At 68.8% G+C, this 19,017-nt stretch carries 16 protein-coding genes and 1 tRNA gene; 11 read left to right on the forward strand and 6 right to left on the reverse strand.

Features of this window, described 5'->3' with window-relative positions:
• Positions 1–14: 14 nt before the first annotated feature.
• From ASE48_RS24335 to ASE48_RS24345, 3 genes are read left to right on the forward strand one after another with little or no spacing between them, the layout of a single operon-like run.
• Positions 15–1,292 (forward strand): deoxyguanosinetriphosphate triphosphohydrolase, encoded by a 1,278-nt coding sequence (locus ASE48_RS24335; protein ID WP_057169724.1) that lies wholly within the window; start codon positions 15–17, stop codon positions 1,290–1,292.
• Between the two features lie 20 nt (positions 1,293–1,312).
• Complete coding sequence (gene dnaG / locus ASE48_RS24340) at positions 1,313–3,262, forward strand: DNA primase (protein ID WP_057169725.1); 1,950 nt, start codon at positions 1,313–1,315, stop codon at positions 3,260–3,262.
• A 57-nt stretch (positions 3,263–3,319) separates the two neighbouring features.
• The gene (locus ASE48_RS24345) at positions 3,320–3,607 is read left to right on the forward strand and encodes a DUF7155 family protein (RefSeq protein WP_082614390.1); all 288 of its coding nucleotides are present in this window, start codon (positions 3,320–3,322) and stop codon (positions 3,605–3,607) included.
• 1 nt (position 3,608) lies between these two features.
• Here the strand turns inward: ASE48_RS24345 and ASE48_RS24350 are convergent, their stop codons facing one another.
• Positions 3,609–3,884: a hypothetical protein gene (locus tag ASE48_RS24350; protein ID WP_057169726.1), complete on the reverse strand. Its 276-nt coding sequence runs from the start codon at positions 3,882–3,884 to the stop codon at positions 3,609–3,611.
• Between the two features lie 130 nt (positions 3,885–4,014).
• On the opposite strand from ASE48_RS24350, the gene ASE48_RS24355 reads away from it, so the two are divergent.
• A tRNA-Asn gene (locus ASE48_RS24355) sits at positions 4,015–4,087 on the forward strand.
• Between the two features lie 62 nt (positions 4,088–4,149).
• Here the strand turns inward: ASE48_RS24355 and ASE48_RS24360 are convergent.
• Positions 4,150–4,809, reverse strand: coding sequence for a cutinase family protein (locus ASE48_RS24360; RefSeq protein WP_057169727.1), 660 nt, complete (start codon positions 4,807–4,809; stop codon positions 4,150–4,152).
• Between the two features lie 115 nt (positions 4,810–4,924).
• Here ASE48_RS24360 and ASE48_RS24365 point away from each other — a divergent pair, with 115 nt between their 5' ends.
• Positions 4,925–5,410, forward strand: coding sequence for an LppP/LprE family lipoprotein (locus ASE48_RS24365; protein WP_057169728.1), 486 nt, complete (start codon positions 4,925–4,927; stop codon positions 5,408–5,410).
• Here ASE48_RS24365 and ASE48_RS24370 read toward each other — a convergent pair.
• Entirely contained in the window at positions 5,373–5,969 is a 597-nt protein-coding gene (locus tag ASE48_RS24370) for a TetR/AcrR family transcriptional regulator (protein ID WP_057169729.1), read from the reverse strand. The two genes, ASE48_RS24365 and ASE48_RS24370, sit on opposite strands and share 38 nt — an antisense overlap.
• A 90-nt stretch (positions 5,970–6,059) precedes the next feature.
• On the opposite strand from ASE48_RS24370, the gene ASE48_RS24375 reads away from it, so the two are divergent.
• Entirely contained in the window at positions 6,060–9,110 is a 3,051-nt protein-coding gene (locus ASE48_RS24375; protein WP_057169730.1) for an MMPL family transporter, read from the forward strand.
• A 4-nt stretch (positions 9,111–9,114) separates the two neighbouring features.
• Here ASE48_RS24375 and ASE48_RS24380 read toward each other — a convergent pair whose 3' ends face one another.
• Entirely contained in the window at positions 9,115–11,088 is a 1,974-nt protein-coding gene (locus ASE48_RS24380; protein WP_057169731.1) for an acyl-CoA dehydrogenase family protein, read from the reverse strand.
• Positions 11,089–11,169: 81 nt separating this feature from the next.
• Here ASE48_RS24380 and ASE48_RS24385 point away from each other — a divergent pair, with 81 nt between their 5' ends.
• Both ASE48_RS24385 and ASE48_RS24390 read left to right on the forward strand, forming a co-directional pair.
• Complete coding sequence (locus tag ASE48_RS24385; RefSeq protein ID WP_057169732.1) at positions 11,170–11,901, forward strand: VIT1/CCC1 transporter family protein; 732 nt, start codon at positions 11,170–11,172, stop codon at positions 11,899–11,901.
• 5 nt (positions 11,902–11,906) lie between these two features.
• The gene (locus ASE48_RS24390) at positions 11,907–12,974 is read left to right on the forward strand and encodes an esterase-like activity of phytase family protein (protein ID WP_235571448.1); all 1,068 of its coding nucleotides are present in this window, start codon (positions 11,907–11,909) and stop codon (positions 12,972–12,974) included.
• Between the two features lies 1 nt (position 12,975).
• Here ASE48_RS24390 and ASE48_RS24395 read toward each other — a convergent pair whose 3' ends face one another.
• Together ASE48_RS24395 and ASE48_RS24400 are read right to left on the reverse strand one after the other, a co-directional pair.
• On the reverse strand, positions 12,976–14,181 hold the full coding sequence (locus tag ASE48_RS24395) for an MFS transporter (protein WP_057169733.1): 1,206 nt from the start codon (positions 14,179–14,181) through the stop codon (positions 12,976–12,978).
• Positions 14,182–14,204: 23 nt separating this feature from the next.
• Positions 14,205–14,660 carry a MarR family winged helix-turn-helix transcriptional regulator gene (locus ASE48_RS24400; RefSeq protein WP_057170013.1) on the reverse strand — a complete coding sequence of 152 codons (456 nt, stop codon included), beginning with the start codon at positions 14,658–14,660 and terminating at the stop codon, positions 14,205–14,207.
• A 106-nt stretch (positions 14,661–14,766) separates the two neighbouring features.
• Between ASE48_RS24400 and ASE48_RS24405 the strand changes: the two genes are divergently transcribed.
• From ASE48_RS24405 to ASE48_RS24415, 3 genes are all read left to right on the forward strand, one after another.
• On the forward strand, positions 14,767–16,776 hold the full coding sequence (locus tag ASE48_RS24405; protein ID WP_057169734.1) for a DUF2232 domain-containing protein: 2,010 nt from the start codon (positions 14,767–14,769) through the stop codon (positions 16,774–16,776).
• A complete protein-coding gene (locus tag ASE48_RS24410) occupies positions 16,773–17,597 on the forward strand; it encodes a CbiQ family ECF transporter T component (protein ID WP_057169735.1) in 825 nt (274 codons plus the stop codon). Before ASE48_RS24405 ends, ASE48_RS24410 begins: the two co-directional genes overlap by 4 nt.
• Before the next feature lie 126 nt (positions 17,598–17,723).
• The gene (locus tag ASE48_RS24415; protein WP_057169736.1) at positions 17,724–18,974 is read left to right on the forward strand and encodes an NAD(P)/FAD-dependent oxidoreductase; all 1,251 of its coding nucleotides are present in this window, start codon (positions 17,724–17,726) and stop codon (positions 18,972–18,974) included.
• The last annotated feature ends 43 nt before the right edge of the window (positions 18,975–19,017 follow it).

A 19,017-nucleotide genomic window follows, 5' to 3' on the forward strand; every position in this document is an offset into this window, starting at 1 on the left:
CAGACTGTTCGGCGGTGGCAACGCAACACGACACATCCGACCCCTACGACGACTTCGACCGGCAGCGGCTGGTGCCCGAGTCGCCGAAGGGTGCTGCACTGCCCGGAACAGACACCGAGCACCGCACCGCCTTCGCCAGGGACCGCGCCCGCGTGCTGCACTGCGCCGCGCTGCGCAGGCTCGCCGACAAGACCCAGGTGGTCGGCCCGCGCCACGGTGACACCCCACGCACCCGGCTGACGCACTCCCTGGAGGTGGCCCAGATCGGTCGCGGCATGGCCGTCGGGCTGGGCTGCGACCCGGACCTGGTCGATCTGGCGGGCTTGGCCCATGACATCGGCCACCCGCCCTACGGGCACAACGGTGAACGCGCGCTCAACGAGATCGCCGATGCCTTCGGCGGGTTCGAGGGCAACGCGCAGAATCTGCATATCCTGACCCGGCTGGAACCCAAAGTGCTTGATGCCGAAGGCCGTTCCGCGGGCCTGAACCTCACCAGGGCGGCGCTGGATGCGGTCACCAAGTATCCGTGGACACGGGCCGAGAACCCCAAGAAGTTCGGTTTCTACACCGAGGACATCGCCGCGGCCACCTGGCTGCGCGACGGGGCGCCCGCCGGGCGGCCGTGCCTGGAAGCCCAGGTGATGGATTGGGCCGATGATGTCGCCTACTCCGTGCACGACGTCGAGGACGGCGTCATCTCCGGTCGCATCGACCTGCGGGTGCTCGCCGACAGCGACGCCGCCACCGCGCTGGCCGACCTGGGGGCAAAGGCCTTCCCGGCGATCAGCCACGACGAACTGCTCGAAGCGTCGTCGAGACTCTCGCAGATGCCGGTCGTCGAGGCGGTCGGCAAGTACGACGGCACCCTGACGGCGTCGGTGGCCTTGAAGAATCTGACCAGCGAATTCGTCGGCCGCTTCGCCAACGCCGCGATCTCGCAGACCCGTGCCGCTGCCGGCCCCGGACCGTTGCGGCGGTTCGACACCGACCTGCAGGTCCCCGAACTGGTCCGGGCCGAGGTCGCCGTGCTCAAGATGCTGGCCCTGCAGTTCATCATGTCCGACCACCGTCACCTGCAGGTGCAGGCCGACCAGCGCACCCTCATCCGGGAGGTCGCGCTCGCGCTGTGGGCGCAGGCGCCCAGCGGTCTGGACCCGCAGTTCGCCCTCGAATTCTCCGAGGCCGTTGACGACGGAGCCCGTCTGCGCGTGGTGATCGACCAGATCGCGTCCTACACCGAGTCCCGGTTGGAACGAGTGCACGAAGTGCGCTCTCCCAGGCCCTTGTGATGGGCCGATAGACTGCCCGGATGGCCGGTATCGACACGTCACGGGGTGGCCGGGGCCGCATCCCCGATCGCGATATCGCCGCCATCCGCGAACGCGTCCGCATCGAGGACGTGGTGGGCGATTACGTCCAGTTGCGCAAGGCCGGAGTGGACTCCCTCAAGGGCCTCTGCCCGTTCCATGACGAGAAGTCCCCGTCCTTCCATGTGCGGCCCAACCACGGGCACTTCCACTGCTTCGGCTGCGGTGAGGGCGGCGATGTCTATGCCTTCCTGCAGAAGATCGAACACGTCACCTTCGTCGAGGCCGTGGAGCTGCTGGCCGACAAGGTCGGCTACACCGTCACCTACACCGGGGCCTCGGCCACCCACGTGCAGCGCGACCGGGGCAGCCGTAGCCGGTTGATCGCCGCCAACGCCGCCGCCCAGGAGTTCTACGCCGAGGCGCTGCGCTCCGAGGAGGCCGCCCCGGCCCGCCAGTACCTCATCGAGCGCAACTTCGACGGCGAGGCCGCCGCCAAGTACGGCTGCGGTTACGCGCCGTCGGGCTGGGACACCCTGACAAAGCACATGCTGCGCAAGGGTTTCGAGTTCAAGGAGCTGGAAGCGGCCGGGCTGAGCCGTGAAGGCAAGCGCGGTCCGATGGACCGGTTCCACCGTCGGCTGTTGTGGCCCATCCGGGTGTCGTCGGGGGAGACCATCGGGTTCGGCGCCCGCCGGCTCTTCGACGACGATCACATGGAAGCCAAGTACGTCAATACTCCGGAAACGGTGCTGTACAAGAAGTCTCACGTGCTGTTCGGTCTGGATCTGGCCAAGCGCGATATCGCCAAGGGACACCAGGCCGTCGTGGTCGAGGGCTACACCGACGTGATGGCCATGCACCAGGCCGGGGTGACCACCGCGGTGGCCGCCTGCGGTACCGCCTTCGGTGACGAGCACCTCTCGATGCTGCGCCGACTCATGATGGACGACAACTTCTTCCGCGGTGAACTCATCTACGTGTTCGACGGTGACGCCGCCGGCCGGGCCGCCGCGGTGAAGGCACTTGAGGGTGAGCAGAACCTGGCCGGGCAGTCGTTCGTCGCCGTCGCCGCCGACGGGATGGATCCCTGCGATCTGCGGCTGCGTTCCGGTGACGGTGCGCTGCGCGATCTGGTGGCCCGGCGCGCCCCGCTGTTCGAGTTCGCCATCCGCACCGCGCTGACCGATCACGATCTGGAGAGCGCCGAGGGCCGGGTGTCGGCGCTGCGGCGCTGCGTGCCGATGGTGGCGCGGATCAAGGATCCGACCCTGCGCGACGAGTATGCCCGTCAGTTGGCCGGCTGGGTCGGCTGGCAGGACGTCGGCCAGGTGCTGGGCCGGGTCCGTGAGGAAGCCGGCCGCAAGGGCGGTCGCACCAATGGACGGGGTGCCGCCACCTCGAGCCGTCGCTCCGGAGCCGAAGCGCCGTCCCGGCCTCAGGTGTCGGTGTCGCGCCCCGATCCGAGGGACCCGATTCTGCGGCCCCAGCGCGAGGCGCTCAAATCTGCGCTGCAGTACCCGGGGCTGGCCGGGCCGGTGTTCGACAGCCTGTCGGTCGAGAGCTTCACCCACCCCGCTTACGCGGCGGTGCGCACGGCCATCGCCGCCGCCGGCGGCATGACGTCCGGGCTGTCGGGCGGACAGTGGATCGACACCGTCCGCGATATGGCCGGCTCACCCGAGGCGGCCAACCTGATCAATGAGCTGTCCGTGGACGCCATCCGCATCGAGGACGACGAAAAGCTGGCCCGCTACATCTCCGGGGTGCTGGCCCGCCTGCAGGAAGTGTCGGTGGGCAGGCAGATCGCCGAGGTCAAGTCCAAGCTGCAGCGGATGTCCCCGGTGGACAACAGCGACGAGTACCACGCCCTGTTCGGGGACCTGGTGGCCATGGAGACCTATCGCCGTAGCCTGCTGGAGCAGGCCAGCGGTGACGACTTGACTGCATGATCGTGACGCACGCGTTACAGTAAGTGCGCAGTTAATTGACACCGAAAGGCAACACCCGTGGCATCGCTGAGCATTCAGAAGCGCAGGTTCCTGGTGGTCGGCGCTTTTGCCGCGGCGGTTGCGGCCCCCGTGCTGGCCCTGTCGGCGGCTCCGGCGGCATCGGTTCAGGCCGGCCCGGCCTGCCTGGCCTGGTTCGGTAACAAAGAGGACGGCAACTGCCTGTCCACCTCCAACGGCAACGGGATTGCCGTGGGCACTCCCGGCGCCGGCATCTGCAACGGCGGTTTCTGCACCTCGCCGATCCTCCCGGGCAACACCTGGAACACCAACATCCCGTTCGGCTGAGCTAGAAGCTCTTTCCGTTCTGCGGGTTCGGCGTCTCGACGTCGACCTGCTCGGGGTGCAGCACCGAAGTCTCGGCGTCGATCGCCGTCAATCTCACCATCGCCGGATCGGGTGACACCCGGTCGGCCACCTTGCGGCGCCCGGCGTCGAGCACGGCCTTGGTCGCCGGGTTCTCGGTGACCGCCTTATAGGTGGCAGAGATCTGCTCGTATCGGCGCCGGCCCGCTTTCGCGCCCAACACATAGCCGACCCCCAGCACGAACACGAACCGGAACACAGAGCTCCCCTCACGGTGACAGCAGAATGCTTATATCCTGCCTCACGCACCCGGGTTCGTGCCGAACGGGCTTCTGACGTGGCGATTCGGGGGCAGCCGGGTGCATGCGCTAAAGTCTGTTCCGCATCATTCCCCTGTAGCTCAATTGGCAGAGCTTCCGACTGTTAATCGGACGGTTGATGGTTCGAGTCCATCCGGGGGAGCAACACAGGCCGGCGCGGAAGCGCTGGCCTGAGTGCTTTCTGGGGCACTGAAAGGCCCGGGGCTAGGCGATCCTGCCGGCGGCGGCCGCTGCTGCCGCGTCGGTCAGGCCGTTATAGGGATAGGTCGCATGGGCCAGTGACCCCAGCAGCGACGTCGGCGAACCGTCGCAGACGCTGTCGGCGGGTGCGCACAGATCCAGCGACTTGCCCGCGTACGCCGGTGCGATGTTGGCGGCCGGGGCACCGTACTGGGCCAGCAGCCCCGCCGACGGTTTTCCGAACAGCACCAGCCCGGCGACATGGTCCTGCACATCGGCGGGGAGGTCCGCGGTGGCGAAGGTGGCAACCGCCGCGCCCTGGGAGTAGCCGCCGACGATGAGCTTGGTGTTCGGGCATCCCGCGACCGTCGACCGAATTCGCGCTGCGGCGTCGCCGACACCGTCGAACATCGTGGCGGGGAAGACCGCCCGATTGTCGAAATCCCCGGTGGCCGGATAGTTCACCGGGTAGACGCCGATGGACTTACCGGGGGACTGCGCGCGCAGCGCATCGACGAACGCCTGGCCGGTGGTGCCGAGACCGGGCGGCTCATCACTGCCGCGGGCGAACACCACCTCGGCATCGGAGCACGGTTCGGCGGCGGCGACCGGAGGGCCGATTGCCAGCCCCGAAGCGGCCAGCGCGCCGACGACGACCAACCGGCGCATATGACGTAACCCCATGGTTCGGAGGCTACTCGGAGTGTTCGCTGAGCGCATCGGGTCGAATGTGTCGTTATCGGGCACGCTGCCCGCGGGTCAAGGGAGAGCCGATATTTCACTCCGTAAGCTCACAGCCATGCGGCTCACGCGGATTGCCTCAGCCCTCGCGGCCCTCATGTTCGTCCTGGCCTCGTGCGGATGGAGCCCACCGAACTCGGCACCGCAGTCCGCGTCGGACTGTCCGGTTGAGGACACTCCCACCGCCGAGACGGTGAAGACCGCCGTGCAGAAGGTAGGCGAGCGGTGGACGGAAACCGACCGCGGTCACACCGGAGACTGCCGTCTGCACTGGGTGGTCATCGGCACCGGGGACACCGCGCAGGACGCCGCCGTGCAGGTGCTGTTCTTCGACCGCGACAAGCCGCTCGGCCCACCCACCCCGCGGCCCCGCCCGTACACCACCGTGGTGCCGTTGGGCGAGAAGATCGCCACGGTGCAGTACCAGTGGCTGCGGGGCCAGGACAAGCCGTGCTGCCCGACCGGGATCGCTCAGGTGCGCTTCGAGATCGGCGAGGACGGCGCGCTCAAGGCGCTGGATCCGATCCCGACTCCGGCCCCGTAGCGGCGACCTTCAGCTCGTAGAGCTCGATGAGCGCGTCCTCGACGTGCTGCAGCGGCTCTGCCGACTTGGTGGCCTGGCACACGACGATCGCTCCCTCGACCGCGGACACGGTGACGCTGGCCAGTCGCGCGGCGTCCTCGGCGCTGACATCGGCGGCCTCCAGATGGGCGGCGAGCCGGCGTTGCCAGTCGAGGAACACCGCCCCGGCATTGTCGGCGGCCACATCGGCCTCCGACCGGCCCAGCGCGGCGGCCACGATCGGGCATCCGGACAGAAAAGCACTGTCGGTGAGGGTGTCCCGCCACGCAGCGACGAAGGCCCGCACCGCGGGAACCGGGCCGAGCGTGGCGGCCAGGTGGTCGATGGCATCGCCGGTGTAGCGGCCGGCGGCCAGGGTGGCATCGGCGACGAGTTCGGCCTTGCCGCCGGGGAAATTCAGGTACAGCGACCGGCGCGCGGTGCCGCTGAGCTCCAGTAACAGCGACAGTCCGGTGCCGGCGACGCCGTTGCGCCGGATCAGATCGATGGCACTGGTGACGAGTCGATCGCGCGCCTTCATGGGAGCCTCTCTTGCGGTGTACTGATCAGTCTACTAACGTCTGCCCGGTCTTGTAGACCATTTGGTCTACGAAGTGCCGAGGGGGCAGCGATGCAGCACAGTGACAGTCGGCGCTTCGGCGCGTTCAGCCGGTTCTGCGCCCGGTACGCATGGGTCATCATCGGGTTCTGGCTGGTGCTCGTCGGCGCGCTCAACCTCGCCATCCCGCAGCTCGAACGCACCGTGGCCGAGCGATCGGCGCCGTTCATGCCCGCCGACATCCCGGCCGCGCACACGCTTCGGCAGATGTCGCAGGCGTTCGGGGTGCCGGAGTCGTCGGCCATCGGCAGCGTGCTCATCGTCAATGAGCAGGGCATCGGTCCCGCCGAGGAAAAGCTCTACGGCGAGCTCGTCGAGGCGCTGCGCGCCGACACCGGCAATGTCGCCTACGCGCTGGACGTCTTCGGTAACGAGAGATTGCGTGACATCGCGCTGAGCCCGGACGGCAAGGCCATCAACGTGCTGGTGGCCGGCGTCGGTGACGTCGGCTCCACCGAGGCACACAAGAACACCATCGCGATACGCGACACCATTCACTCCCTGGCCGCACCGCCGGGCGTGCAGCTCTACTACACCGGCCCGTCGCCGACACTGGCAGACCTGTTCAGCTCCATGGACTTTTCGCTGCTGATCATCACCGCGGTATCGGTGGTGCTGATCATGCTGGTGTTGCTGATGGTCTACCGGTCGGTGGTCACCGCGCTCATCCCGCTGCTCACCATCGGGATCGCGATGGGGGCCGCCCGCCCGGTCGTCTCGCTGCTCGGCGCGTCCGGCACCCTGACGGTCTCGAATTTCACCATCGCCCTGATGACCGCGATGCTGCTCGGGGCGGCCACCGACTACGCGATCTTCATCCTCGCCGGCTACCACGAGGGACGCCGAAAACAGCTGTCGGTCAACGACTCACTGGCCTACGCCGGCAGCCGGGTGTCGGGCATCCTGATCGCCTCGATGCTCACCATTGCCGCCGCGGCCACCGCGATGGGGTTCACCGAGCTCGGCATGTTCAAGGCGGCCGGCCCGCCCATCGCGATCGCCATTGTGATCGCGCTGGCGGTGTCGATGACGCTGCCGTATGCCCTGCTGTCGGTGCTCGGCCGCCGCGGGCTGGCCGAGCCGCGCAAGCTCAACGAACGACGCTGGCGCCGTATCGGATCGACCGTGCTGCGCCGGTCGGGGGCGCTGGCAGCGGCCTCGCTGGTCCTGCTGATCGCCGCGGCGACGGTGCTGCTCACCTTCCGGGTGAACTTCGACGAGAACGCCATGCAACTCGACGCCACCGAGAGTTCCGCCGGCTACCAGAAGGCCTATCAGCATTGGGGCGTCAACGAAGTCGCGCCCGAGTACCTCATCGTCACCGCCGACCACGACATGCGGAACACCAACGATCTCGCCGCGCTGGACCAGATCGCCGAACGGATCACCAAGCTCCCCGAAGTCGCCTACGTGCGCGCACTCACCCGGCCGGACGGAAACCAGCTCGAGCAGACCACTGTCGGCTACCAGGCCGGGGTGGTCGCCGACCGTCTGGGGACGGCGCGTGACCGCGTCGACGCCGCGCACCCCGATCTGCAGCGGCTGGCCTCGGGCACCTCGGCACTGCGAGACGGCGCCGCCACCGCGGATGCTCAGCTTCCCCAATTGGTCACCGGTATAAAGCAAGTCACCGCACTCGCGCACGAGGTGCTGGGCAGCTACGAGTCCGCGAACGCCGCACTGGCCACCGCGAGCGGAGCGCCCGCCGACCTGGACGCGGTGCTCGCCGACCTCAATTCCTCGGTGAACCTGCTCGACGTGGCGCTGCAGGTGCTCAGCCAGAACACCCAGGTGCTCGACGCGGGACGGACCGTGAGCGCGGCGCTCGGGCCGGCGCTGGCCATCGACGCGCGGCCGGACTGCCTGGCCGACCCGATCTGCGCTCGGGCGCGCGCCGGCATCGCCGACCTGGACGCGATATCCGGCGGGACGGTCAGCCGGGCGCTGCGCCAAGTACAGCTGGCAACCGCCATGCCGCAGGAGACCATCGACAGGCTGCGCGCGGCCGAACCGGCGATCAGGAACACCGTGGCGCGCCTGCAGAAACTGGCTGATACCGCCACCGGAGACTCACCGTCGCAGAGCCGCGCCCGGCTCGACGAACTGGTGCGTGGCGCCGACCGGCTGTCCGACGGCGTCTCGCAACTCTCGGCCGGTCTGGATCAGGTCAAGGGCGGTGTCGATCAGGTGGTCGGCCTCACCGGGCAGCTGAGCGACGGGCTCTCCGAGGCCACCGACTATCTGGCGACCCTGAGCGCGCACACCTCGGACGGGCCGGGTGCGGGTTTCTACCTTCCGCCCCAGGGGCTCGCCGACGCCGGGTTCCGCGCCGCGGAGCAGTTGCTGTTCGCACCCGACGGAAAGACCGCCCGCCTGCTGGTGATCTGGCAGGTGAACCCGTACAGCGCCGAGGCGCTGGATGCGACCAGGCACCTGCCGGTGGCGGCCGGTGAGGCTGCCGCCGGAACCTCGCTGTCCCAGGCGCGATTCGCCAGCACCGGGCTGGCCTCGCTGTCGGCCGACATGCGCGATCAGGTGTGGCGGGACTTCGCCGTCTACGGCGCGGTCGCCATCTTCGGTGTCCTGCTGGTGCTCATGGTGCTGCTGCGCAGCATCGCGGCGCCGGTGTTCATGGTCGCTGTCGTGACGCTGTCCTTCGCCGCGGCGGCAGGGGTCAGCGTGCTGGTCTGGCAGCACCTGATCGGCATCGATGTCGACTGGTCGGTCTTCCCGGTGTCGTTCATGGCGCTGATCGCCGTCGGCGCCGACTACAGCATGCTGTTCGCCGCCCGCATCAGGGACGAATCCGCGGACGGGATGCGGCGCGGCATCCTGCGCAGCTTCGGCAGCACCGGCAGCGTGATCACCACGGCGGGCGTGGTTTTCGCGCTGACGATGTTCGCCCTGATGAGCGGACGGGTGATCAACCTACTGCAGATCGGGTTCACCGTCGGTGTCGGGCTGCTCATCGACATCACGCTGGTGCGCACCATCCTGGTGCCGGCCGCCATGTCGCTGATCGGTGACCGCATCTGGTGGCCGCACAAGATCCGGCGCGGCTGAGGCGCTACTTCGGCTCGATGGTGCCCGAGCTGACGGCGTCCTTCTCCTTGTGCTCGTCGGCGTCCGGGATGTGCTCGGGATGCAGCATCTCGGCGTAGCGCAGCTGCTCGGGAATCCCGAACCCCTCCACCAGGAGTTCGGCGTGCGGGCGCAGCTTGCGGCACCGGTCGTTGATGGCGCGGGTGACGGCCTTGGACCGCTCCACGGACAGGAAGCGGTGCTCGACGAACCACGCCTTGTCCTCTTCGATCACCGACAGGGCGTACAGGTCGCACACCAGGCCGAGGATCTCGCGGGCGTCCTCGTCCTCACACGCGTCGATACCCGCGACGAAAGCCTCAAGGATGATCCGGTCGATATGGGCCTGCGCGGTGTGCAGCACGTGGTCCTGCACCGCGTTGAACGCCTCGAACGGAGACATCTCCTTGGCCTTGCCCTGCAGGCGCCGAGCCACCGAGGCGAGCATGTACTCCTCGCGGTCCTCGAACATCTTGACCTGGGTGCCGCGGTTGAACAGCGAGCCCTCTTCCTCGTTGTCCTCGCGGGTGTCCACGATGGTCTGCATGATCGTCTGTGCGGCAGTGCGCTTGAGCACCCGCTCGCCAGCGAAGTTCGCGGCGAAGCGCACCCATTCCACCGGGCTCATGCCCTTGATGTCGTCGGCGTAGGCCGTCAGCAGTTCCTTGGCCACCAGCTGGGTCAGCACGTGGTTGTCGCCCTCGAAGGTGGTGAACACGTCGGTGTCGGCCTTGAGCGCGATGAGCCTGTTCTCCGCCAGATAGCCTGCGCCGCCGCAGGCTTCGCGTGCCTCCTGGATCGCCCTGGTCGCATGCCAGGTGTTGGCGGCCTTCAGACCCGCAGCGCGCGATTCCAGCTCGCGCTGCTCCTCGGCGTCGGGGTTGTCCGAGGTCTGCAGCTCGTGGGTCTTGGCCACCAGCTCGTTCTGCGCGAACTGCAGCGCGTAGGACTTGGCGATCAGCGGGAACAGCCGGCGCTGGTGCACCAGGTAGTCCATGATCAGCACTTCCTGATCGGCGCCCGGCGCGTCGAACTGCCTGCGCTCCAACGCGTATCGCGTGGCGATGTCCAGGGCGACCCGGGCCGCGGCGCCGGCGCTGCCGCCGACGGTGACCCGCCCGCGGATCAGGGTGCCGAGCATGGTGAAGAAGCGTCGGCCGACATTCTCGATCGGCGAGGAGTAGGTGCCGTCCTCGGCGACGTCGGCGTACTTGTTGAGCAGGTTCTCCCGCGGGACGCGCACCTGGTCGAACTGGATGCGGCCGTTGTCGACGCCGGGCAGCCCACCCTTGTAATGACAGTCCGAGGTCGTGACACCCGGGAGGTCGTTGCCGGCGTCGTCGCGAATGGGCACGACAAAGCAGTGCACGCCATGACCTTCGCCGTCGGCGGTGATGAGCTGGGCGAACACCGCTGCCACCCTTGCCGTCTGGGCCGCACCACCGATGTAGTCCTTACGCGAGGACGGGGTCGGGGAGTCGATGATGAACTCCTGGGCCTCCGGGTCGTAGGTGGCGGTGGTCTCCAGCGACTGGACGTCACTGCCGTGTCCGGTCTCGGTCATCGCGAAGCAACCCAGCAGCTCCAGGTTGATGATCTTCTTGACGTAGGCGTTGTGGTGCCGCTCGGTGCCCAGGTTCTCGATGGCCCCGCCGAACAGACCCCACTGCACGCCGGCCTTGACCATCAGCGACAGATCGCTCATCGCGAGCATCTCGATCTGGGTGACCGCGGCACCGACGTCACCGTTGCCGCCGTGCTCCTTCTTGAAACCGTCCTCGGCCGCGCCGCGGGCCGCCATGATCTTCATCTGTTCGCCGACCTTGGTGCGGGCGATGACGGTGTTGGGCGTGTAGTGCGGCCGGAACACCTCGCCGGACAGTTCGGCACGTACCTGGTTCTTGACATCGCGCCAGCGGCCGTCGAGCGCGTTGCGGAGATGATCTGCGGTAGTGGTCATAGTTGACGGTAACTTGCCCCCGCATCGACGAAGGTAAACCTGAGTACAACGGTGAAAAATCGTCGGCGTTGAATTTGCGACATGACCGAGCGGCCCGAACCCGAGTCACCCACCGGCCTGCCGCATGTGGCCGATCACCAGCACGCCGATGTGACCGGCGGATGGCTGCGCGCGGCCACCTTCGGCGCGATGGACGGCCTGGTGAGCAACACCGCACTGATCGCGGGTGTGGCGGCCGGCGCCAGCGCGCAGGCCGTGGTGCTCGCGGGGATCGCCGGTCTGCTGGCCGGAGCGTTCTCGATGGGGCTGGGGGAGTTCACCTCGGTGACGACGGCCAACGAACAGATCGACTCTGAGGTCAACGTCGAACGCCGGTCCTTCCGCAGGCAGCCCCAGGCCGAACGCGACGAACTGACCGCGATGCTCATCGACATGGGCATGACGCCGGAGACCGCCGCCACCGCGACCACCGAGATCCACCGCGACGAGACGCGGGCGCTGAACTTCCACCTGGTGCAGGAACTCGGGGTGGACCCGCGGGAGAAGCCGTCACCCTGGGTGGCGGCGGGATCGTCGTTCGTGATGTTCACCCTCGGCGCCATCGTGCCGCTCATCCCGTACCTGCTCGGTTTCGAATCGCTGTGGGCCGGATTGGCCTGCGGCGCGCTGGGTCTGCTGATCACCGGCGCGCTGGCGGCGAAGTTCACCCGCAAGGCGCCGTGGTGGTCCTCGCTGCGACTGCTGGCCCTGGGTGGCGCCGCGATCGCCATCACCTACCTGGTGGGATCCGTGGTCGGCGTCATGGTTACCTGAACGGTGTGAAGCTGCCCGCCGCGTTCCTGTCGGTCGCGCTGATGAGCACCGCCTGCGCGTCGGCCCCGGCCGCGCCGCCATCGGAGTTGACGTTTCTGGGGAAGGTGGACTTCGCGCACGGCCTGCTGTTCGACGACACCACCGTCGGCGGGCTGTCCGGCATCAGTTACGACGAGTCCGGTGACCGCTTCTTCGTGATCAGCGATGACCGATCGGCCAAGAATCCGTCCCGTTTCTACACCGTCCGAATCACCCTGTCCGACAGTGCGTTGACACGGGTCGAACTACTGGTCGGCACCCCGCTGCTCGACACCGATGGTCAACCGTTCGCGCCCGCGTCGGGTGCATCGGTGCCGCCGGACCCCGAGGGCATCGCCTACGACCCGCAGCGCCGGCAGCTGTACTGGTCCAGCGAGGGCGAGCGCACCGATGACGCGCAACTACCGCCGTGGGTGCGCACCGCAGGTCTGGACGGCACCTTCCGCGGCGAGTTCGACCTGCCGGCGGAGCTGACGACGACCGCGGCCGATGAGGGACCTCGGCGCAACCATGCGCTGGAGGGGCTCACGCTCAGCCCCGATGCGCGTGCGTTGTGGGCGGCCATGGAAGGTCCACTCATCGGTGACGGTCCGTCACCGACCGAGACGACGGGCGCGTTGACCCGCCTGACCCGGCTGGACCCGGATACCGGCGCGGCGACCGCGCAGTACGGTTATCCGCTGGACCCGGTCAGCTCCGGCGCCGGCGGCGACAACGGCCTCTCGGATCTGGTTGCGCTGGATGACAACTCGTTCCTGGTGATCGAACGCGGGTTCGGCACCCGGGTCTCGGCCAGGCTGTACCGGGCCGAGATCGACGACGCCGATGACATCCTCGGGCAGGCTCGGGCGGGCGATGCCACCCCGGTCCGCAAGACCCTGGTCGCCGACCTGTCCGAGCTGCACCCGGTGGACAACGTCGAGGGAATCACGTTGGGGCCCAAGCTGGCCGACGGCCGCCAGTCGGTGATCATGGTCACCGACGACAACTTCTCACCGGCGCAGGTGACGCAGTTCCTGGCCTTCGCGCTGTAGCTCAGTTGCCGACGGTGACTGCGGTGGCCTCATCGGTGAGCTCGTCGATCTCATCCTCGGGAGCGTCGATCCCGCGCAGATGCCCGCGGGCGGCGAAAAGTAGTGCGGCACCGGCCAGTACCGCGCCCGCGCCGACCCAGTAGGGCAGGTGCACGCTGACCTGCTCACCGAGCACCCCGGCCAGCCACGGCGCGACGGCCGCACCACCGAAGCGCAGGAAGCTGTAGGCCGCGGAAGCAACGCCGCGCTCGACGGGAGCGGCTTTCATGACGGTCTCGGTGATCAGGGTGTTGTTGATACCGATGAACAACCCGGCCACCACCACGCAGGTCGCCAGCACCGCCTTGCTGTCGGTGCCGATCGCCATCACGGCGAGTGTCACCGTCAACGCCAGCAGGTTGACCACCAGGGTGGGCACCGTGCCGAACCGGTGCTGCAGACGCGGGGCCACCACCACCGAGGTGAAGGCCAGCGCCAGGCCCCAGCCGAAGAAGATCAGCCCGATCTGATGGGCGTTCATGTCCAGCGGGAACGGGGTGAACGCCAGCAGGGTGAAGAAGCCGAAGTTGTAGAGCAGCGCGGTCACCGAGACGGCCAGCAGCCCGCGATGGCGCAGCGCGCGGAACGGGTCGATCAGGCTGGTCGCCCGTTCGGGACGCGGCGTGGACGGCAGCAGGAAGACGGTGACCACCAGCGCGACGGCCATCAGCGCCGAGACCCCGAAGAACGGGCCGCGCCACGAGATCGAGCCCAGCACCCCGCCGACCAGCGGGCCGATCGCGATGCCCAGGCCGAGGGCCGCCTCATAGAGGATGATCGCCTGCGCCACCGAACCCTTCGCCGAGTTCACGATGGTGGCCAGCGCGGTCGCGATGAACAGCGCATTGCCCAGGCCCCACAGCGCGCGCCAGCCGACGATCTCCATCACGGTCGCCGACATGCCGGCCAATCCGGCGCCGGCGATGATGATCACCAGGCCGAGCAGCAGCGTGTTCTTCGGGCCGATCCGGCTGGACACCACGCCGGTGATCAGCATGGCCAGCCCCATCACCGCCATATAGCTGGTGAACAGCAACGACACCTGCGACGGCGAGGCGTTCAAGTTGTCGGCGATGGGTTTGAGGATCGGGTCGACCAGGCCGATGCCCATGAAGGCGACGACAGAGGCAAAGGCAACGGCCCAAACAGCTTTCGGTTGACGCCACATGGCGTGCGAGCTCCTAACCAATATCAGTGCGAATCCGTGGGGGACTGCTGGGCCATATCGAGCAGCGCGCGCAGCACCCGGATCGCGTCGACGAGCGCGGTGCGCTCGGCGTTGTCGAGGTGTTCCAGATAGGGGTTGATCGCGGCACTGCGATCGGCGCGTACCCGGCTGAGGATCTGGCGGCCCTCGTCGGTGATGCCGATGAGGACGGCCCGGGCATCGCCGGGGTCCTCGGCACGCGTCACCAGGCCGGCGTCCTCGAGGCGGCGCACCTGGGTGGTCATCGTCGGTTGCGAGCAGTGATCGAGGGCGGCCAGATCGGAGATGCGGGTGTATCCCTGATCTTCGATCGTCGAGAGCAGTCGGGCCTGCGCGAAGGGCAGCGGAAGCTCGATGCGCTGATTGGCCAGCCGGTTGATCCGCGCGACGACGGCCAGCAGGTCGGCGCCGAGAGCCGCGGTGTTGTCCGGACGATTCACCTGCACAAGGTTACATAGAGACACTATGTATTGGCAAACGGGGTCACGTGGGAACCGTCACAGTGCGGGCGACCGGAGCACTCCGGCGAACTGGCAGAATCGGGTGATGCCTCCCGGTTCGCCAACGTTGCGCCGGGCCGGGTCATTGCAGCCGAACGAACTCGCCCAGGCCGCCGTGATGGCGGCTCTGTGCGCCGCCATCGCGATCATCGCCGTCGTCGTCCCGTTCGCGGCGGCACTGTCCCTGCTGGGCACCGTGCCGATGGGCCTGCTCGCCTACCGGTACCGGCTGCGCGTCGTGCTGGCCGCCACCATCGCCGCCGCGCTCATCGCGTTCCTGATCGGCGGCTTCGGTGGCTTGATGACCGTCATCAACTGCGCTTATATCGGCGGGCTCACCGGCATCGTCAAACGCCGCGGCCGGGGTCTGCCGGTCGTGGTGCTGGTGTCGGTGGTGGCCGGTGCGGTGTTCGGCGCCGCCGCCGTGCTGGCGCTGCTCATCGCGTCGCGGCTGCGTGAGCTGGTGTTCACCGCCATGACCGCCAACGTCGACGGCTCCGTCGCAATCTGGAGCTACATCCCCGAACTGCGGCCCGCCGCAGAGAAGTTCCGGGAACTGTTCGGGCTGGCCCTGGAGCACTGGCCGATCCTCATCTTCTGCTACGGGTTGTTCGCCATCATGGGCGTCAGCCTGGTCGGCTGGTGGGCGCTGTCGCGGGTGCTGGCCCGGCTGTTCGGGGTGCCCGACGTGCACAAGCTGGAGACCGTCATCACCGACGGCCCGGTCGTGCCGGTCCCGATGGCCCTGCGCGATGTGGTGTTCCGCTACCCCGGCACCACCCGCGACGCGCTCGGGCCGCTGTCGATGGACGTGCACCCCGGCGAACACCTCGCCGTCACCGGCGCCAACGGCTCCGGCAAGACCACGCTGATGCTGATCCTCGCCGGACGCGAGCCGACCGAGGGCACTGTCGAACGTCCCGGCGGGGTCGGACTCGGCGCCCCGGGCGGCACCGCGGTGATCATGCAGCACCCCGAGAGCCAGGTGCTGGGCACCCGGGTGGCCGACGACGTGGTGTGGGGGCTGCCTCCCGGCACCCACGTCGACGTGCCCGAGCTGCTCTCCGAGGTCGGGCTCGACGGTCTGGACGAACGCGACACCGGCAGCCTGTCCGGTGGCGAGCTGCAGCGCCTGGCGGTGGCCGCCGCGCTCGCCCGCAAGCCCTCGCTGCTGATCGCCGACGAGGTGACCAGCATGGTGGACCAGCAGGGCCGCGACGGGTTGATGTCGGTGTTGGGCGGGCTGACCCGCAAGCGCGACATGTCGCTGGTGCACATCACCCACTACAACGAGGAAGCCGAGGCCGCCGACCGGGTGGTCAATCTGGCCGGCGGATCGGAGATGGTGCAGGCCGCCGAGGTGCCGACCCCCAGCGACGAGGTTCGCTCGGAGGTACCGGTGCTGGAGCTGACCGATGTCAGCCACCGCTACGCCGACGGCACCCCCTGGGCCAAGACCGCGCTGCGCGATATCAACCTGGTCGTCCATGAGGGCGACGGCGTGCTGATCCACGGCCTCAACGGCTCCGGTAAGTCGACGCTGGCCTGGATCCTGGCCGGTCTGACCCTGCCGACCACCGGAACCTGTCTGCTCGACGGCAAGCCGGTCTCCGAGCAGGTCGGTGCGGTCGCGCTGTCCTTCCAGGCGGCCCGGCTGCAGCTGATGCGCAGCCACGTGCACCGCGAGATCGCTTCCGCCGCCGGATTCCCCGCCCGTGACCGGGCCCGGGTGGTGGCCGCCCTGGCCACCGTCGGGCTCGAACCCGCTCTGGCGGACCGGCGTATCGACCAACTCTCCGGCGGCCAGATGCGCCGCGTGGTGCTGGCCGGGCTGCTGGCCCGCTCACCCCGGGCCATCGTGCTCGACGAACCGCTGGCCGGGCTCGACGCCGCCAGCGCCCGCGGACTGCTGCGGCTGCTGGAGGAACTGCGCCGCGGCGGGCTGACCGTCGTGGTGATCTCCCACGATTTCGCCGGGCTGGAAGAACTGTGCCCGCGCACCCTGCACCTGCACGAGGGCGCGCTGGTGCCGGTCGCCTCGGGAGCCACCTCATGAGCTCCTCACAACGCCGTCCGGTCGTGCTGCTGCGACCGGTGCCCGGCGACACCGTGATCCACCGGCTGTGGGCCGGAACGAAACTCGTCACCGTGCTGGCGCTGGCCGTGCTGCTGATGTTCTACCCGGGCTGGCTGCCCATCGCCCTGGTCACCCTTCTGGTGACGGCGGCGGTGGTGCTGGCGCGGATCCCGCGTGGCGCGCTGCCCTCGATTCCGGGCTGGCTGTGGCTGATCGTGCTGCTCGGTGGGGTCACCGCGGCCTTCGCCGGTGGCACCCCGATCGTCGATCTCGCCGGAGTCGAGCTCGAACTCGGCGGGCTGCTGAAGTTCCTGCGCGTCACCGCGGTGTCGATCGTGCTGCTCGGCCTGGGCGCCCTGGTGTCCTGGACCACCAATGTCGCCGAAATCGCGCCCGCGGTATCCACTTTGGGCCGCCCGCTGCGCTGGCTGAAACTGCCGATCGACGACTGGGCGGTCACCCTGGCACTGGCGTTGCGGGCGTTCCCGATGCTCATGGACGAGTTCACCGTCCTCTATGCGGCGCGCCGACTGCGCCCGCGGTTGCGCGCGGAGACCCGTCGCGAGCGACGCAAGCAATGGATCGCCGAGGTGATCGACCTGCTGGCCGCCGCGGTCACGGTGGCGCTGCGGCGCGCCGACGAGATGGGCGATGCCATCACCGCGCGCGGCGGGTCCGGTCAGATCGCCGCGGCGCCGGCACGCCCCGGCGCCGCCGACTACGTGGTGCTCGTGCTGGTGGCCGTGGTCTGCGGGGCCGCGGGGTGGCTGGAAGCCGCCTCGTTCCTCGGCACCACCTGACGCCCCCAGATCCGGTTGTCGGGACCCGACAATCCTCGCGTGGCCGATTGGCCGTTTCCGCAGCGCCTTTGCGCCGTGCTGCTCCGATGATGGTGTGACTACCAGCCAAGGAGCGGAGGGCATCACATGGTCGGCGTCGATCGCGTCGGCGAAGGGCCGCGGACTGTCATCGTTGTCGGAGCGGGGATCGTCGGGTTGTCCACGGCGTGGTTCCTGCAGGAGCGCGGCGTCGAGGTGACGGTGGTGGACCGCGACGGGGTGGCCGCCGGTTCGTCCTGGGGTAACGCCGGATGGGTTTCACCGGCACTGACCATTCCGCTCAACCAGCCCGGCGTCCTCAGATACGGGTTGCGTTCGATGCTGAACGCGTCTGCCCCGCTGCATGTTCCATTGCGCGCAGATTTCGGGCTGGCACGCTTCCTCGCCACCTTCGCGCGCCACAGCAGCCACGCGGCCGCCCAGCGGGTGGTGAACGCCAATCAACCGCTGAACGCCGAATGTGTGGAGGCCTTCGACGTCCTGATCGCCAACGGGGTGGACGCCCCGGCCACCGATTCGGCGATCGTGGCGCTGTTCGAGAACAACGCGCGGGCCGATGAGCTCCGTGCCGAGATCGGGATGCTCGAACGTGCCGGCCTGCCGGTGCAGACCCGCCGGCTCACCGGCGCAGCGCTGCGCGAGGCGGTGCCGCTGGCGGCCCCGGATGCCACGGTGGCACTGTCCGTCGAACAGCAGCGCTACGTCGACCCCGGCCGGTTCGTGACCGCGCTGGGACGGGCGGTGATCGAACGCGGCGCCACGCTGCGCACCGAGCGCATCGTCGATGTGAGCACCAACGGCCGCGTGGTCCTGCGCACCATCGGGGGCGAGGACCTGACCGCCGACGCCGTCGTCCTGGCCACCGGAGCCTGGCTGCCCGACCTGGCCCAGCGCTGGGTCCGGGTGCCGATCCGCGCCGGCCGGGGGTACTCCTTCACCGTCCCGGTGGAGCGCCCGATGCCGGGTCCGGTCTACCTGCCGACCGTGCGGGTGGCCTGTACGCCCTACCGCGGCGCGATGCGGGTCGCGGGCACGATGGAATTCCGGGGTCCCGACGACCCGGTGGTTCCCGCCCGGGTGCGCTCGATCGTCGACTCGGCAGCACGCCTCCTCGACGGTGTGCGCTGGGAGGCGCGCAGCGATGTCTGGGTCGGCCCGCGCCCGGTGAGTGCGGACGGCCTGCCGGTGGTCGGGCAGATCGGCGCCGGTCTCTATGTGGCCGGCGGGCACGGCATGTGGGGTCTGGCGCACGGACCGGTCACCGGCCGGCTGCTGACCGAGCAGATCACCACCGGTAAGCAACCCGAGGCCCTGCGGGCCTTCGACCCGTTGCGCTGACGACTTTCCTCCCGTCGTCAGGGGCGGCGCGGCGACCCACCCG

Origin of the sequence: Mycobacterium sp. Root265, assembly GCF_001428895.1 — a bacterium.
In the GTDB taxonomy this organism is placed as follows: domain Bacteria; phylum Actinomycetota; class Actinomycetes; order Mycobacteriales; family Mycobacteriaceae; genus Mycobacterium.

Coding starts and splice junctions, on each gene's coding strand:
- dnaG (WP_057169725.1), top strand. CDS start 1,313: ATGGCCGGTATCGACACGTCACGGGGTGGCCGGGGCCGCATCCCCGAT.
- ASE48_RS24360 (WP_057169727.1), bottom strand. CDS start 4,809: ATGGGGTTACGTCATATGCGCCGGTTGGTCGTCGTCGGCGCGCTGGCC.
- ASE48_RS24365 (WP_057169728.1), top strand. CDS start 4,925: ATGCGGCTCACGCGGATTGCCTCAGCCCTCGCGGCCCTCATGTTCGTC.
- ASE48_RS24370 (WP_057169729.1), bottom strand. CDS start 5,969: ATGAAGGCGCGCGATCGACTCGTCACCAGTGCCATCGATCTGATCCGG.
- ASE48_RS24375 (WP_057169730.1), top strand. CDS start 6,060: ATGCAGCACAGTGACAGTCGGCGCTTCGGCGCGTTCAGCCGGTTCTGC.
- ASE48_RS24380 (WP_057169731.1), bottom strand. CDS start 11,088: ATGACCACTACCGCAGATCATCTCCGCAACGCGCTCGACGGCCGCTGG.
- ASE48_RS24385 (WP_057169732.1), top strand. CDS start 11,170: ATGACCGAGCGGCCCGAACCCGAGTCACCCACCGGCCTGCCGCATGTG.
- ASE48_RS24395 (WP_057169733.1), bottom strand. CDS start 14,181: ATGTGGCGTCAACCGAAAGCTGTTTGGGCCGTTGCCTTTGCCTCTGTC.
- ASE48_RS24405 (WP_057169734.1), top strand. CDS start 14,767: ATGCCTCCCGGTTCGCCAACGTTGCGCCGGGCCGGGTCATTGCAGCCG.
- ASE48_RS24410 (WP_057169735.1), top strand. CDS start 16,773: ATGAGCTCCTCACAACGCCGTCCGGTCGTGCTGCTGCGACCGGTGCCC.
- ASE48_RS24415 (WP_057169736.1), top strand. CDS start 17,724: ATGGTCGGCGTCGATCGCGTCGGCGAAGGGCCGCGGACTGTCATCGTT.